The following is a 15,106-nucleotide window of genomic DNA, read 5'->3' as shown; positions in this document are numbered from 1 at the left end:
GCCACGGCGCACGGTCCTGTTCACCTCGTGCACACGGGGGACCACTCGCCCCCGGACGGAGCAGTGCTGCCGCCGAACGGCGGGGTGCCCGACCCCGCTTGACGTCACGTCACGCTGCGGGTGTCGGTGAGCCGTGCAGCCGGCGTGTCGTCACCAGGAGTTCCGCCGCCTCCTCCCGGTCTGCCAGCGACCGCAACGGACCGTCCACCACGGCGAGTTCCGCGTACGGACCGCGCTGCACCGTCCGCCCGCCGTCCAGCACGATCACCTCGTCCACCACGTCCAGGCCGGCCAGCCGGTGGGTGATGAGCAGCGTCGTGCGTCCCTCGGTGGCCTCCAGCAGATCGGCGGTGAGCGCGTCGGCGGTCGGCAGGTCGAGGTGTTCCGCGGGTTCGTCCAGCACCAGCACGGGGAAGTCCGCGAGCAGCGCACGGGCCAGGGCCAGCCGCTGCCGCTGGCCGCCGGACAGCCGTGCCCCGTGCTCACCGACGAGCGTGTCGAGCCCGTCGGGCAGGCCGTCGGCCCACTCCAGGAGCCGGACCCGGGCGAGCGCGTCGCGCAGTTCCTCCTCGTCGGCGCCCTTCCTGGCGAGCAGCAGGTTCTCCCGGATCGAGCTGTTGAAGAGGTGCGCGTCCTGCGCGCAGAGCCCGACCAGCCGTCGTACGTCGTCGCCGTCCAGGGCGCGGGCGTCCACGCCGGCCAGCGTGTAGGAGCCCGCGCCGGGCTCGAGGAAGCGCAGCAGCACCTGCGCCAGGGTCGTCTTCCCGGAGCCGGACGGGCCGACCACCGCGATGCGGCGGCCCCGCTCCAGCGTCAGGTCGAGTCCGGCGAGCGCGTCCCGCTCCTGTCCGGCGTGCCGGGCGGCCAGCCCCTTCACCACGAGCGGGAAGGGCGCCGCGGGAGCCTGCCGCGGCGGCTCCGGCTCGCGCACGGGCACGGGGGCGTCCAGCACCTCGTACACGCGCTCCGCGCTGCGGCGGACCCGCTGGCGGTACTGCACGGCGAGCGGCATTCCGAGGACCGCCTCGAAGGCGGCCAGCGGGGTGAGGACCACGACGGCCAGGGCCACGCCGTCCAGCCGGCCGGTGGCCACGGCCTGGACGCCGACGAGCGCGGCGGCCGCGACGGTCAGGCCGGAGAGCAGGGCGGTGAGCCCGTCGCCGAGCGCCGTGGCGGTGGCGGCGCGCGAGGCGATCCCGGTCAGGGTGCGGTCGGCCCGCCGTGTTTCGGCGGCCCGCGCGGGCAGGGCACCGGCGACGGTCAGCTCGGCGGTGCCGGTGAGCAGATCGGTCACCCGGGTGGCGAGGACGCCGCGGGCCGGTGCCAGCCTGCGTTCCGCGCGCCGGGCCACGGCGCCGGTCAGCAGGGGCACACCGGCGCCCGCCGCCAACAGCCCGGCCGCGAGCACGGCACCGGCCTCCGGCAGCAGCCAGGCGGTGAAGCCGACGGACAGGGCGGAGACGGCGACGGCCGCACCGGCCGGCAGCAGCCAGCGCAGCCAGTAGTCCTGAAGGGCGTCCACGTCGGAGACCAGCCGGGAGAGCAGGTCGCCCCTGCGGGCGCCGCGCAGTCCGGCGGGCGCCAGGCGCTCCAGCCGCCGGTAGACCGCGACCCGGGTGTCGGCCAGCATCCGCAGGACCGCGTCGTGCGACACGAGCCGCTCGGCGTAGCGGAACACGGCCCGGCCGATGCCGAAGGCCCGGGTCGCCGTCACGGCCACCATCAGGTACAGCACGGGGGGCTGCTGCGAGGCCCGGGAGATGAGCCACCCTGACGTCGCCATGAGCCCGACGGCGCTGCCCAGGGCGAGGGTGCCGAGCAGCAGCGCCAGCGTGAGCCGCCCGCTCCGGGCGGCGGACAGGGCGCGGACCCGGGCGAGCACACCGCCGGGGGCGGTCCCGGCCGCGGCCTCCTCGGGCCCGTCGGCCACCGCCGGGCCGGGTTCGGCGGCCGGTTCCACGGCGGCGTCCCGGCGTACGGGGTCCGCGGGGGCGGTGGCGGCCGGTTCCGCGAGCCGGACCATGCGGTCCGCGACGGCCAGCAGCGCCGGGCGGTGCACCACGAGCAGCACGGTCCGTCCGGCGGCGAGGCGCCGCACCGCCGACACGATCCCGGCCTCGGTGGCACCGTCCAGCGCGGCCGTCGGCTCGTCGAGCAGCAGCACCGGCCGGTCCGCGAGGAACGCCCGCGCCAGCGCGAGCCGCTGCCGCTGCCCGGCCGAGAGTCCCGCGCCGTCCTCACCGAGCACGGTCGAGGCGCCCTCGGGGAGCGCGTCCACGAACTCCAGCGCTCCGGCGTCCCGCAGGGCGCTCCGTACGGCGTCGTCGTCCGCGTCGGGCCGGGCCAGCCGTACGTTCTCCGCGATCGTCCCGGCGTACAGGTGGGGTCGCTGGGGCACCCAGGCGACGCGGCGGTGCCACTCGGCCAGGTCGAGGCCGGCCAGGTCGGCTCCCCCGACTCGGACCCGTCCCCCGGTGGGCCGGACGAAGCCGAGCAGCACATGGAGCAGGGTCGACTTGCCGGCCCCGCTGGGTCCGACGAGCGCGACCGTCTCGCCGGGGGCGACGGTGAAGGACACGTCCGCGACCGCGTCCGTGGACCGCCCGGGGTGGCGGACCGTCACGCCGTCGAAGGACAGGGCACCCGTCGGCACCACGCCCGTCCCCCGGGCCGGCACGGGCGTCTCCAGCACCGAGAAGATCTCCTCGGCCGCCGCCAAGCCCTCCGCCGCCGCGTGGTACTGCGCCCCGACCTGCCGCAGCGGCAGATACGCCTCGGGCGCCAGGATCAGGATGACCAGGCCGGTGAAGAGGTCGAGGTCGCCGTGGACCAGCCGCATGCCGATCGTCACGGCGACCAGCGCCACCGAGAGCGTGGCCAGCAGTTCCAGGGCGAAGGAGGAGATGAAGGCGATCCGCAGGGTGCGCATGGTCGCCCGGCGGTACTCGGCGGTGATCCGCCGGATCGACTCCGCCTGTGCCTTGGCCCGCCCGAAGACCTTCAGCGTCGGCAGTCCGGCGACGACGTCCAGGAAGTGTCCGGACAGCCGGGAGAGCAGCAGCCACTGGCGGTCCATCCGGGACTGGGTGGCCCAGCCGATCAGCACCATGAAGACCGGGATGAGCGGCAGGGTGCCCACGATGATCGCGGCCGAGACCCACTCCTCGGTGACGATCCGCGCCAGCACCGCCACCGGGACGACCACGGCGAGCCCCAGCTGGGGGAGGTAGCGCGAGAAGTAGCCGTCGAGCGCGTCGACGCCGCGGGTCGCCAGGGCGACCAGCGATCCGGTGCGCTGTCCGTCCAGCCATCCCGGGCCCAGTTCCGCCGCCCGCTCCAGCAGCCGGCCCCGCAGCTCCGACTTGGCCGCGGCACTGGCGCGGTGTGCGGCCAGCTCCGTCAGCCAGCCGACCAGCCCGCGCCCCGCCGCGACGGCGGCCAGGAGCAGCAGGGGAGTGCCGAGCGCACCGGCGGACAGGCCGTCCTGGAACGCGCCCACCACCACTTCGGCGATCAGCATGGCCTGCGCGATGACCAGCCCCGCACCGAGGACGCCCAGGACGACGACCGCCACCAGGAAGCCCCGGGTGGCACGGGCGTACCGGAGCAGACGCGGGTCGATTGGTTTCACGTGAAACACACCCTCAGTGCACGGGATCGGCGATGTGCTGGGTGCCGATCCGCTTGCGGAACACCCAGTACGTCCAGCCCTGGTAGAGCAGCACGACCGGCGTGGCGATCACCGCGAGCCAGGTCATGATCTTCAGGGTGTAGGGGCTGGAGGAGGCGTTGGTGACGGTCAGGCTCCAGTCCGGGTCGAGCGTCGACGGCATGACGTTCGGGAACAGCGTCAGGAAGAGCATCGCCACGGCGGCCACGATGGTGACGCCGGACAGGGCGAACGACCAGCCCTCACGCCCGGCCTGGTTCGCCCCCAGGGCGGCGACCAGCGCGGCGACCGCGACGACCAGCGCGACCAGGCTGGCGCCGTCACCGCGGTCGGCCTGCGTCCACAGCAGGAAGGCCGACGCCAAGACGGCGGTCACCAGACCCACGCGCAGGGCCAGCTTCCGCGCCCGCTCCCGGATCTCACCGACCGTCTTGAGCGCCGTGAAGACGGTGCCGTGGAAGGTGAAGAGGGTCAGGGTGACCAGGCCGCCGAGCAGGGCGTACGGGTTGAGCAGGTCCACGACGCCGCCCACGTACTCGAAGTCGGCGTCGATCTTCACTCCGCGGACGATGTTGCCGAAGGCCACGCCCCACAGGAAGGCCGGCAGCAGCGAGGTCCAAAAGATCGCCGTCTCCCAGTTGCGCTGCCAGTTCTCCTCGGGCCGCTTCGCCCGGTACTCGAAGGCGACACCGCGGATGATCAGGCAGACCAGGATGAGCAGCAGCGGCAGGTAGAAGCCGGAGAAGAGGGTGGCGTACCACTCGGGGAAGGCGGCGAAGGTCGCGCCGCCCGCCGTGAGCAGCCACACCTCGTTGCCGTCCCAGACGGGGCCGATGGTGTTGATCAGCACCCGCTTCTCGGCCCGGTCGCGGGCCAGCAGCCGGGTGAGGATGCCGACCCCGAAGTCGAACCCCTCCAGGAAGAAGTAGCCGGTCCACAGGACGGCGATCAGAACGAACCAGACGTCGTGCAGTTCCATGGCTGTGCAGCTCCCTCGGCCTAGTACGAGAAGGCCATCGGCTTGTCGGCGTCCCGGAGGTCGCCGCCGAGCTTCGTGGGCGGGTTGAGGTCGGACTCGCTGAGCTCGGGCGGGCCGGCCTTGACGTACTTGGCGAGCAGCTTGACCTCGATGACGGCCAGGACGGCGTAGAGCAGGGTGAAGACGGACATCGACGTGATGACCTCGGCCGTGGAGACACCGGGGGAGACCGCGTCGCGGGTCTGCATCACGCCATAGACCACCCAGGGCTGCCGGCCCATCTCGGTGAAGATCCAGCCCCAGGAGTTGGCGATCAGCGGGAACGCCATGGTCCACACGGCGAGGAGCCAGTAGAGGCGGGTGAGCCGGGTGCCGAGCGGCTGCTTCAGCAGCACCAGGTGCGGCACCTCGTCGTCCCCGGTGCGGTGGGCTGCCGGCAGCAGGAACTTCTTGCGGGTGAGCCACAGGCCGAGCAGGCCGAGCGAGAAGGAGGCCATGCCGAAGCCGATCATCCAGCGGAAGCCCCAGTAGGCGACGGGGACGATGGGCTTGTAGTCACCGGGGCCGAACTTCTCCTGAAGGGCCTCATTGGTGTCGTTGATGCCGGGCACGTACGAGTCGAAGTCGCTGTGGGCGAGGAACGACAGCAGGCCGGGTATCTCCAGGGCGACCTTGTTGTGCCCCTTGTCGACGTCGCCGTAGGCGAAGACGGAGAAGGGTGCCGGTTCCTCGCCGTCCCACAGGGCCTCGGCGGCGGCCATCTTCATCGGCTGCTGCTCGTACATCACCTTGCCGAGCGTGTCGCCGCTGATGGCGGTGAACAGGCCGCCGACCGCCACGGTGACCAGGCCGAGCCGCAGCGAGGTCCGCATCACCGGGATGTGCTTCCTGCGCATCAGGTGGAAGGCGGCGATGCCGACCATGAAGGCGCCACCGGTCAGGAAGGCCGCCGAGAAGCTGTGGAAGACCTGGTTGAGGGTGGTGTTCTGGGTGAGGACCAGCCAGAAGTCGGTGAGCTCGGCGCGGCCCTTCTCCTCGTTGATCCGGTAGCCGACGGGGTGCTGCATCCAGGAGTTGGCGGCCAGGATGAAGTAGGCCGACAGCAGGGTGCCGATCGAGACCATCCAGATGCAGGCCAGGTGGATCTTCTTGGGGAGCTTGTCCCAGCCGAAGATCCACAGACCGATGAAGGTGGACTCGAAGAAGAAGGCGATCAGGGCCTCGAAGGCGAGCGGGGCACCGAAGACGTCACCGACGAACCGCGAGTAGTCGGACCAGTTCATGCCGAACTGGAACTCCTGCACGATGCCGGTGACCACGCCCATCGCGATGTTGATCAGGAAGAGCTTGCCCCAGAACTTGGTCGCCCGGAGGTACTTCTCCTTCTCCGTGCGCACCCAGGCGGTCTGCAGGCCGGCGGTCAGGGCGGCGAGGGAGATCGTCAGGGGAACGAAGAGGAAGTGGTAGACGGTGGTGATGCCGAACTGCCATCGCGCCAGGGTCTCCGGCGCCAAAGCCAGGTCCACGTCGTCGCTCCTTACATCGCCGTGGTCGCAGCGGCTGTTTTGCTCCCGTACGTCCCCCACAACTCGGGAAAACGGGATGCGCTTGTGAACGCGTTCACATTCACAAGCAATTATGACCTACTGCTTTTCAGACCCGGAAGGGGGGTCCCGTGTGACGTCAACCCCTTTGCCGGAACTCCCGGCTGCACACGACGGCGGCCGACGGGATCACCCGTCGGCCGCCTGGACGTTCGCGCTGGTCAAAGCTCCTTGCGGAAGCCCTCGGCCACCTTGAGGAAGATGTCGTTCGCCTCGGTCTCGCCGATCGTGACCCGCACTCCCTCACCGGGGAACGGCCGGATCACCACACCCGCCTGCTCGCACGCCTGCGCGAACGGCACCGTGCTCTCCCCCAGCCGCAGCCACACGAAGTTCGCCTGGGTCTCGGGCACCGTCCAGCCCTGGGCGCGCAGCGCGTCCATCACCCGGTTGCGCTCACACACCAGCGAGCCCACCCGGCCGATCAGCTCGTCCTCGGCCCGCAGGGAGGCGATCGCCGCGTCCTGCGCGATCTGGCTCACCCCGAACGGCACCGCCGTCTTGCGCAGCGCGGCGGCCACCGGCTCGTGGGCGATGGCGAAACCGACGCGCAGTCCCGCCAGGCCGTACGCCTTGGAGAAGGTGCGCAGCACGCAGACGTTGGGCCGCTCCCGGTAGATCTCGACCCCGTCCGGCACCTCGGTGTCCCGGATGAACTCGCGGTAGGCCTCGTCCAGCACCACCAGGACGTCGTCCGGCACCCGGTCGAGGAAACGCTCCAGCTCGGCCCGGCGCACGACCGTGCCGGTCGGGTTGTTGGGGTTGCACACGAAGATCAGGCGGGTCCGGTCGGTGACCGCGTCGGCCATCGCGTCCAGGTCGTGCACATCGCCCGGGGTCAGCGGCACCTGGACCGACGCGGCACCGCTGACCTGCGTGATGATCGGGTACGCCTCGAAGGACCGCCAGGCGTAGATGACCTCGTCGCCGGGTCCCGAGGTCGCCTGCACCAGCTGCTGGGCGACACCGACCGAGCCGGTCCCGGTGGCCACGTGGGAGACGGGCACGGCGAACCGCTCGGCCAGCTCGGCCATCAGGGCGGTGCAGGCCATGTCCGGGTAGCGGTTGAAGGAGGAGGCCGCGGCCGTCACGGTCTCCATCACGCCCGGCAGCGGCGGATAGGGGTTCTCGTTGGAGGACAGCTTGTACGCCACCGGTCCCCCGGCCGCCGCCGGCTTGCCCGGCTTGTACGTGGGGATCCCCTCCAGCTCGGCGCGCAGCTTGGGGCTCGTCTCGCTCACCGCAGTCCTCCTTGCGAAGACCGGCGGCCCATGACCGCCGCCGACATCCAATACTGCTTACCTTATGAGGATTCGGCCTCCCTGCGTATAGGTGCGCCCCGGGCTCGGGCCTGCCTCCTTGATCACAGGAGCAACACGGGCAACGTCCCTCGAAAGGGTACGAAGGGCGTGCGGGCCAGGGGCGCGCCGCACATATATCTACGCGCCGGTGGTTCGCGCCGTGGCGCGCGTCCCCCGTGCAGGTGAGTTGAGACCTCTTCGCAACATCGCACCCTCGACAGGCCCGCATGCGCCGACACGTCAGGTACTGGCATTGGAACGTTCAACACCCTTGTTTTCCAAGGGGATTGCGTCTTTATGATCTTGCAGAAACGTGCCTGTCAATGCGTGCATATGCGTCCGCCCTACCCCACCGCATGAGCCCTACTATCGGCTCGCCATGACAGCAGCAGGGAAGCAACAGGTGAGCCGCGCGGAAACCTCACGCCGAGGCAGCCGGCCGGGCAGAGCGGGCATCAGGGACGTGGCCGCCGCCGCCGGGGTCTCCATCACGACCGTCTCCGACGCCCTCAACGGGAAGGGTCGGCTCCCGGACGCCACCCGGCGCCACGTCCGCGAGGTGGCCGACAGACTGGGGTACCGCCCCTCGGCCGCCGCCCGAACGCTCCGCACCGGGAAGTCCGGACTGATCGGCCTGACCGTGACCACGTACGGGGATGAACCTTTCACCTTCACCGAGTTCGCGTACTTCGCCGAGATGGCGCGCGCCGCGACCTCCGCCGCGCTCGCCCGCGGCTACGCCCTGGTCATCCTCCCCGCGACCTCCCGCCACGACGTGTGGTCCAACGTCGCCCTGGACGGCACGGTCGTGATCGACCCCTCCGACCAGGACCCGGTCGTCAGCGAACTGGTCCGCCAGGGGTTACCCGTCGTCTCCGACGGCCGCCCGGCCGGCTCACTGCCGGTCACGGCCTGGGTCGACAACGACCACGAGGCCGCGGTCCTCGGCATCCTCGACCACCTCGCCGGCGCCGGCGCCCGCCGCATCGGCCTCCTCACCGGCACCACGACCGACACGTACACCCACCTGTCGACCACCGCCTACCTCCGCTGGTGCGAGCGCGTCGGCCAGGAACCCGTCTACGAGGCCTACCCGGCCCACGACCCGTGCGCGGGCGCCGTCGCCGCCGACCGGCTGCTCGCCCGCCCGGACCGCCCCGACGCCGTCTACGGCCTGTTCGACCCCAACGGCACCGACCTGTTGGCCGCCGCCCGCCGCTACGGCCTGCGCGTCCCGGACGACCTGCTGCTGGTCTGCTGCAGCGAGTCCACCGTCTACGCCAACACCGAGCCGCCCGTCACCACGCTCTCCCTGAAACCGCGCCGCATCGGCACGGCGGTGGTCCAGCTGCTCATCGACGCCATCGAGGGAGTCGACTCCGACCACCCGGTGGAGCAGGTCATACCGACCGAGCTGATCGTGCGCACCTCCTCGCAGCGCCGTCCACCCCGCACGACGGTCAGCCCGCCGAGGTCTCCGAACGGGACGTGACGCGGGGGGGCAGGGCGGGCCGTACGGGGGGCGGCCCGTGGAGCGTCCCCGGGAGACGCCGGAAGGGCTTCCGGGGGACTTCGGGAGGGTTCCTGGAGGGACTTTCCCAGGGACTCCGGCTGCTTCCGCGAAGGGGGACTGCCCCGAAGGACGCCTGGAGGGGCTGCCGGAAGGACGGCCGGAGGGGCGGAAGGGGCTCGTCACCCGGCCACCCCTCCGGGTGAGAGGCCGTGCGGGCCGGCACCATGCGGCCGAACATCGGCCCAAACGGGGCGAAAGACGCGCCGACCCGGGGTCCTGCCCCGATTCACCACCCCTGGGTCATCACACAGCGCGATCCGCATTCCTATGATGGGCCCACGACACCGCGGGCCGCTGCGACCAGGCAGTCCGACGCGGTGCAGATGCGGCGCGATGGTGGAGGGGTCGATGACTCAGGGGGCCGGTCAGGGACCCGAGGTGGAGCGGACGGCGACGCTGCGCGACTTCCGGGTGCCCGCGTACGTCCACGAGACCGGTCCGTACGCCCAGAGCACCCACCCGGGTGACGTCGTCCCCCCGTCGGACGAGACCTATCCGGAGGGATACACCCCGACCCAGCGGGACCTCCCCGTCATCAATCGGGGTGACACTGTTCAGGTGACCGTCGACCCCGCGTCCGTACCCGCTCCGCAGCCCGTCACCGGCCCGGGACCGCTGTACGTGGTCGGCGACGTCCACGGCTACCTCGACGAGCTGGTGGCCGCCCTCCAGGAGCAGGGCCTCATCGACGCGGCGGGCCAGTGGTGCGCCGGCACCGCGCGGCTGTGGTTCCTCGGCGACTTCACCGACCGCGGCCCGGACGGCATCGGCGTCATCGACCTCGTGATGCGGCTCTCCGCCGAGGCCGCCGCGGCCGGCGGCTACTGCAAGGCCCTCATGGGCAACCACGAACTGCTGCTGCTCGGCGCCAAGCGGTTCGGCGACACCCCCGTCAACTCCGGGGCCGGCACCGCCACCTTCCAGGCGGCCTGGCTGCTCAACGGCGGCCAGAAGACCGACATGGACCGCCTCCAGGACCACCACCTGCAGTGGATGGCCCGCCTCGACGCCGTCGAGGAGGTCGACGGCCATCTGCTGCTGCACTCCGACACCACCGCCTACCTCGACTACGGCCGCTCCATCGAGGAGGTGAACGACACCGTCCGCGAAACGCTCACCCGCAACGACGCCGACGAGGTCTGGGACCTGTTCCGCAAGTTCACCAAGCGGTTCTCCTTCCGCGACGAGGGCGGCGCCGACGCCGTGCGCTCCCTGCTGGATACGTACGGCGGCACCCGGGTCGTTCACGGCCACAGCCCGATTCCGTATCTGCTGGGCGAAGTCGGCTCCGAGGACGACGAGGACGACACCGGTCCCGTGGTCGCCGGACCGCATGTCTACGCCGACGGTCTCGCCATCGCGATGGACGGCGGGGTCACGATGGCCGGAAAACTGCTGGTCAGGAAATTGCCACTGGGCGTCTGAGTGTTCCCCGGGCCGCAGTCCGGCGTCCCGGGACCGCACCGCGCGCGCGGCTTTTTCGGTAAACCCCCTGTCACCGCGCGCCGTCACCGCTCTACCATCGGCTTATCCGTAGCAGGCTCCCCTCCGTTTCTGCCCGACGGCTCGTCAGCATGCCGAGCCCCAAGCCCTACGGAGCATCGGGGGATGCACATGAACAGCGTTCCGCAGCACCTGCTGAGCGAGGACCGCCAGGAATACGAGCGGATTCTCGATGAGGCGCTGCGCTCCGCACCACACGACCCGGAACTGACCGCTGTCGGACAGCGGCTCAATTCGGAGCAGCTGCGCACGATGGCGCTCAACGCCACCGCGCTCATCACGGCGGCCGCGGCGACCGAGTACCGGCACTATGTGAAGGTCCGCGAGGAACTGCGCCGGCCACCGGCGCGGTCCACCCCGCCCGTCCGCGACTCCGGCTCCGCCGGCGAACCGGACACGCACACGGTGGGGCTCGCCGCCACCATGGGAGAGGTCGCCGAGACCGCCGGGGCGGGCGCCGTCGCCGTCGTCGCCGTCCTGGCACCGGTCCTGGCCGGAACCGCGGCCGCGATCTTCCTGCTCGTCGGCTACGTCCTGCGGATGCTCGACCCCGGCGCCGCGTTCGCCCGGACCATGCTCACCACCGGCTGGGTGTTCGGCGCGGTGACCGCGATCGCCATCCTCGTCGCCGCCGTGGGGCTGCTGATCACCGCGCTGCGCAACAAGCCCGCGATGCTCGGCGGCATCCACGGCGAACTCGACGGCGAGGTGCGGCTGGCCAGGGACGCCTGGCGCGAGGCCCTGCTGGAACGGGGGATCCTGCCGTTCCTGCGGGAGGCGCTCGCCGACCCGGCGACGGCCACCGCGCTGCAGCACACGGCGCCGCCCGCGCCGACCAGCCGTATCCCGCACCTCGGGTACGGCCGGCCGGGTTTCACCAGCCCCGGCGAGGGTCCGGTCCGTGGCACCCGGCCGAGCTACTCCAGCCCGGACTACTCGAGTCCGGACTTCGGGGGCCCGGAGCACAAGCCGGAGTAGCCGGACGGTCCGTGACCCGCGCCCGTCCGCCGGCTTGCGCTCCCTTCCGGGCGGAGACCTCGGGGAGGTCTCCGCGCCGGGGGCGCGAGCCGGATGGACGGGTCAGAGGATGCCCGCCGCTCCCGCCGCCCTGATCCACAGCGGGAACTCGGACAGCAGCCGGTCGTACAGCTCCGGGTCCGGAACGGTGCCGATGTCGTCGACGGCGAAGAACCCGACGTTGTCGACACGGCGTCCGGGCAGGGTGTCGAACCGCTCCAGCACGCCGTAGTTCGACCGGCCCAGCCCGACGAACTGCCAGAAGACCGGCTCCTCCACCGCCTCGCGCAGCTCGCGTTCGATCTCCTTGTTGCGGTAGACGCCACCGTCGGAGAAGAACAGCACGAGGGTCGGGACGGACGCCGGGTTGGCACGGACGAACGCGCGCACCTCGGCGATGACCTTCTGCTCCTCGTTCTGGATGCCCACGTCCCGCATGTCGACCTGGCTGGGATCCAGTCCCTTCTTGCGGCCCCGCCGGAAGAGGCCCATCTCCCCCACGCGCACATGCAGCCGCAGCCACTCGGGAAGCTCCCCGAGCCGCAGGTCCGGCAGCCGGGCCGGGTTCGAGGCGAACGTCCAGGCCTGCATCTCCCCGTCGTCGTCCAGCTGCGCGGCGACCGCCGCCATGCGCTCGACCACATCGGCCACGACGCCCTTGGAGTACAGGAAGGACATGGAACCGGAAGCGTCCAGTACGAGGATGACGCGCGCGGTGACACCGGCCGCCCCGTGCTTGCGCAGACTGACCGCCACCTGCTCCTTGCGCAGGGACAACCGCTTGCGCATGTCGACGGGCAGCCGCTCCTCGCCCTTGGTGAGACGCGGCGCGCCGGGGTGGGCGCCGGCGGGTGGTGCGGTCGCGACCGGCGCCGTGGGAGGAACCGGCGGGGGCGGGGGCGCGGCCGTGACCGGGGGTGCGGGGACCGCCGGGGAGGCCGGGGACGCGGGAACCGCTGGGGTGACCGGGGCGGGGTCGTCCACGGTGATGCCGAAGTCCGTGGCCAGGCCGGCGAGGCCCGAGGCGTACCCCTGCCCCACCGCGCGGAACTTCCACTTCCCCTGCCGCCGGTACAACTCACCGCCGATGAACGCCGTCTCGGTCCCCGCGTCCATGTCGAACCGGGCCAGCTCGGCCCCCGTCCCGGCGTCGAGCAGCCTGAGCACCAGCCCCGGCACCTGCCCGAACGTCCCGCCGTCGGCCGACGCGCACAGCACGACCCGCTCGACGGCCGGCTCCACCGACTGGAGGTGCACCTCCACCGTGTCGGCCGCGGCGCCGGGAGCACTGCGCTTCCCCAGGTGCGTCACGGCGTCGGACGAGTGACGCGGCTGGTTGTAGAAGACGAAGTCGCCGTCGTCCCGCACCCGCCCGGCCTCCGTGAGGAGCAGGGCCGAGGCGTCGATGTCGGGCACCCCGGGCCCGGGCGCCCAAGCGAGCTCAACACGCACCACGGGGGAATCGACGGGAAGATTGGATCCCTTGCTCATCGAACTCGCTGTCATGGGGCCAGTGTGCCCACCCGACCCGGTGAACGGGAGGGGCGGCCCCGGCACACCGCCGGGGCGACGGGCGGTGCTCACGGCCGACCGGCCGCGAGCACCGGGAGCGTCAGTCCGCGATCGGCAGGTACACGCGGTTGCCCGCCGCCGCGAACTCCTTCGACTTCTGCGCCATGCCCTCCTCGATCTCGTCCCGGCTGCCACCGTGTTCCCGGCGGATGTCCTGCGAGATCTTCATCGAGCAGAACTTGGGGCCGCACATCGAGCAGAAGTGCGCCGTCTTGGCGGGTTCCGCCGGCAGGGTCTCGTCGTGGAACTCGCGTGCCGTGTCCGGGTCGAGGGCGAGGTTGAACTGGTCCTCCCACCGGAACTCGAAGCGGGCGTCGGACAGCGCGTCGTCCCACTCCTGTGCACCCGGGTGCCCCTTGGCCAGGTCGGCGGCATGGGCGGCGATCTTGTAGGTGATGACGCCGGTCTTGACGTCGTCGCGGTTGGGCAGGCCCAGGTGCTCCTTGGGCGTCACGTAGCACAGCATGGCCGTGCCCCACCAGGCGATCATCGCGGCGCCGATGCCCGAGGTGATGTGGTCGTACGCGGGCGCGACGTCCGTCGTCAGCGGGCCGAGCGTATAGAACGGAGCTTCATCGCAGATCTCCTGCTGAAGGTCGATGTTCTCCTTGATCTTGTGCATCGGGACATGGCCCGGGCCCTCGATCATGGTCTGAACATGGAAACGCTTCGCGATCGTGTTGAGTTCCCCGAGCGTGCGCAACTCCGCGAACTGCGCCTCGTCGTTGGCGTCCGCGATGGAGCCGGGCCGCAGTCCGTCGCCGAGCGAGTAGGTGACGTCGTACGCGGCGAGGATCTCGCACAGCTCCTCGAAGTTCTCGTACAGGAACGATTCCTTGTGGTGCGCCAGGCACCACGCGGCCATGATCGAGCCCCCGCGCGAGACGATGCCGGTCTTCCGGTTGGCGGTGAGCGGTACGTACGCGAGGCGCACGCCGGCGTGGACCGTCATGTAGTCCACGCCCTGTTCGGCCTGTTCGATGACCGTGTCCTTGTAGATGTCCCAGGTCAGCTCCTCGGCCCGGCCGTCGACCTTCTCCAGCGCCTGGTAGAGCGGCACGGTGCCGATGGGCACGGGGGAGTTGCGCAGCACCCACTCCCGGGTGGTGTGGATGTTGCGGCCGGTGGAGAGGTCCATGACCGTGTCGGCGCCCCAGCGGGTCGCCCAGGTCATCTTCTCCACCTCCTCCTCGATGGAGGACGTCACCGCCGAGTTGCCGATGTTGGCGTTGACCTTCACCAGGAACCGCTTGCCGATGATCATCGGCTCGATCTCCGGGTGGTTGACGTTGGCGGGCAGCACCGCCCGTCCCGCCGCGATCTCCTCGCGGACCACTTCGGGAGCGACGTTCTCCCGGACCGCCACGAACTCCATCTCGGGCGTGATCTCACCGCGCCGCGCGTACGCCAGCTGCGTCACCGCCCGGCCCGCGCGGCCCCGGCGCGGCAGACGCGGCCGGCCGGGGAAGACGGCGTCCAGGTTGCGCAGGCCCCCGCGCGGAGAAGTGTGCTTGATTCCGTCGTCCTCGGGACGGACCGGGCGTCCCGCGTACTCCTCCGTGTCACCACGGGCGACGATCCAGTTCTCCCGCAGCGGAGACAGTCCCCTGCGCACATCGGTGTCGACGAGCGGATCGGTGTACGGGCCCGATGTGTCGTACAGAGTGACCGACTTCCCGTTGGTGAGGTGCACCTGACGGACCGGCACCCGAAGGTCGGGGCGGGTGCCCTCGACGTACGCCTTGTGCCAGCCGATGGACTTCCCGGCCTCCGCGTTCACCGACGTCTCCGTCGGGTTCTGCGTGGAGGCAGGCATGCGTGCGTCCTTGTTGGTCATGAGACCTACTCCCTACGCCGGCATTACCCGGTAACAGGTTCGGCGGTCGA

9 protein-coding genes are annotated in these 15,106 nt (G+C 71.2%); 3 read left to right on the top strand and 6 right to left on the bottom strand.

Translation table 11 applies throughout. The features are described 5' to 3' along the window. Positions 1–109: 109 nt before the first annotated feature. From cydD to hisC, 4 genes are all read right to left on the bottom strand, one after another. Positions 110–3,631 carry a thiol reductant ABC exporter subunit CydD gene (gene cydD / locus FHX78_RS17370; protein WP_145868360.1) on the bottom strand — a complete coding sequence of 1,174 codons (3,522 nt, stop codon included), beginning with the start codon at positions 3,629–3,631 and terminating at the stop codon, positions 110–112. A gap of 13 nt (positions 3,632–3,644) precedes the next feature. Next, entirely contained in the window at positions 3,645–4,649 is a 1,005-nt protein-coding gene (cydB, locus tag FHX78_RS17365; RefSeq protein WP_145868359.1) for a cytochrome d ubiquinol oxidase subunit II, read from the bottom strand. A 20-nt stretch (positions 4,650–4,669) separates the two neighbouring features. Beyond that, complete coding sequence (locus FHX78_RS17360; RefSeq protein WP_145868358.1) at positions 4,670–6,175, bottom strand: cytochrome ubiquinol oxidase subunit I; 1,506 nt, start codon at positions 6,173–6,175, stop codon at positions 4,670–4,672. Positions 6,176–6,414: 239 nt separating this feature from the next. After that, entirely contained in the window at positions 6,415–7,494 is a 1,080-nt protein-coding gene (hisC, locus tag FHX78_RS17355) for a histidinol-phosphate transaminase (RefSeq protein ID WP_145868357.1), read from the bottom strand. A 439-nt stretch (positions 7,495–7,933) separates the two neighbouring features. Here hisC and FHX78_RS17350 point away from each other — a divergent pair, with 439 nt between their 5' ends. The 3 genes from FHX78_RS17350 to FHX78_RS17340 all read left to right on the top strand — a co-directional run bounded on the left by FHX78_RS17350 (position 7,934) and on the right by FHX78_RS17340 (position 11,608). After that, positions 7,934–9,046 carry a LacI family DNA-binding transcriptional regulator gene (locus FHX78_RS17350; RefSeq protein WP_145868356.1) on the top strand — a complete coding sequence of 371 codons (1,113 nt, stop codon included), beginning with the start codon at positions 7,934–7,936 and terminating at the stop codon, positions 9,044–9,046. Between the two features lie 414 nt (positions 9,047–9,460). Then, complete coding sequence (locus FHX78_RS17345; protein ID WP_145868355.1) at positions 9,461–10,552, top strand: metallophosphoesterase; 1,092 nt, start codon at positions 9,461–9,463, stop codon at positions 10,550–10,552. A 183-nt stretch (positions 10,553–10,735) separates the two neighbouring features. Beyond that, positions 10,736–11,608, top strand: coding sequence for a hypothetical protein (locus tag FHX78_RS17340; RefSeq protein WP_145868354.1), 873 nt, complete (start codon positions 10,736–10,738; stop codon positions 11,606–11,608). A 102-nt stretch (positions 11,609–11,710) separates the two neighbouring features. Here the strand turns inward: FHX78_RS17340 and FHX78_RS17335 are convergent, their stop codons facing one another. After that, the gene (locus tag FHX78_RS17335; protein WP_145868353.1) at positions 11,711–13,153 is read right to left on the bottom strand and encodes a VWA domain-containing protein; all 1,443 of its coding nucleotides are present in this window, start codon (positions 13,151–13,153) and stop codon (positions 11,711–11,713) included. A gap of 106 nt (positions 13,154–13,259) precedes the next feature. Continuing rightward, positions 13,260–15,056 carry a phosphomethylpyrimidine synthase ThiC gene (gene thiC, locus FHX78_RS17330; RefSeq protein WP_145868352.1) on the bottom strand — a complete coding sequence of 599 codons (1,797 nt, stop codon included), beginning with the start codon at positions 15,054–15,056 and terminating at the stop codon, positions 13,260–13,262. Positions 15,057–15,106: the final 50 nt, after the last annotated feature.

The sequence above is a fragment of the Streptomyces capillispiralis genome (genome assembly GCF_007829875.1).
Classification (GTDB): domain Bacteria; phylum Actinomycetota; class Actinomycetes; order Streptomycetales; family Streptomycetaceae; genus Streptomyces; species Streptomyces capillispiralis.
Note: the sequence above shows the minus strand (reverse complement) of the source record. Positions and strands in the feature narration are given on the sequence as shown.

Excerpts from the sequence above, each read along its gene's own strand:
- cydB (WP_145868359.1), bottom strand. The coding sequence starts at position 4,649 with ATGGAACTGCACGACGTCTGGTTCGTTCTGATCGCCGTCCTGTGGACC.
- FHX78_RS17350 (WP_145868356.1), top strand. The coding sequence starts at position 7,934 with ATGACAGCAGCAGGGAAGCAACAGGTGAGCCGCGCGGAAACCTCACGC.
- FHX78_RS17345 (WP_145868355.1), top strand. The coding sequence starts at position 9,461 with ATGGTGGAGGGGTCGATGACTCAGGGGGCCGGTCAGGGACCCGAGGTG.
- FHX78_RS17340 (WP_145868354.1), top strand. The coding sequence starts at position 10,736 with ATGCACATGAACAGCGTTCCGCAGCACCTGCTGAGCGAGGACCGCCAG.
- FHX78_RS17335 (WP_145868353.1), bottom strand. The coding sequence starts at position 13,153 with ATGACAGCGAGTTCGATGAGCAAGGGATCCAATCTTCCCGTCGATTCC.
- thiC (WP_145868352.1), bottom strand. The coding sequence starts at position 15,056 with ATGACCAACAAGGACGCACGCATGCCTGCCTCCACGCAGAACCCGACG.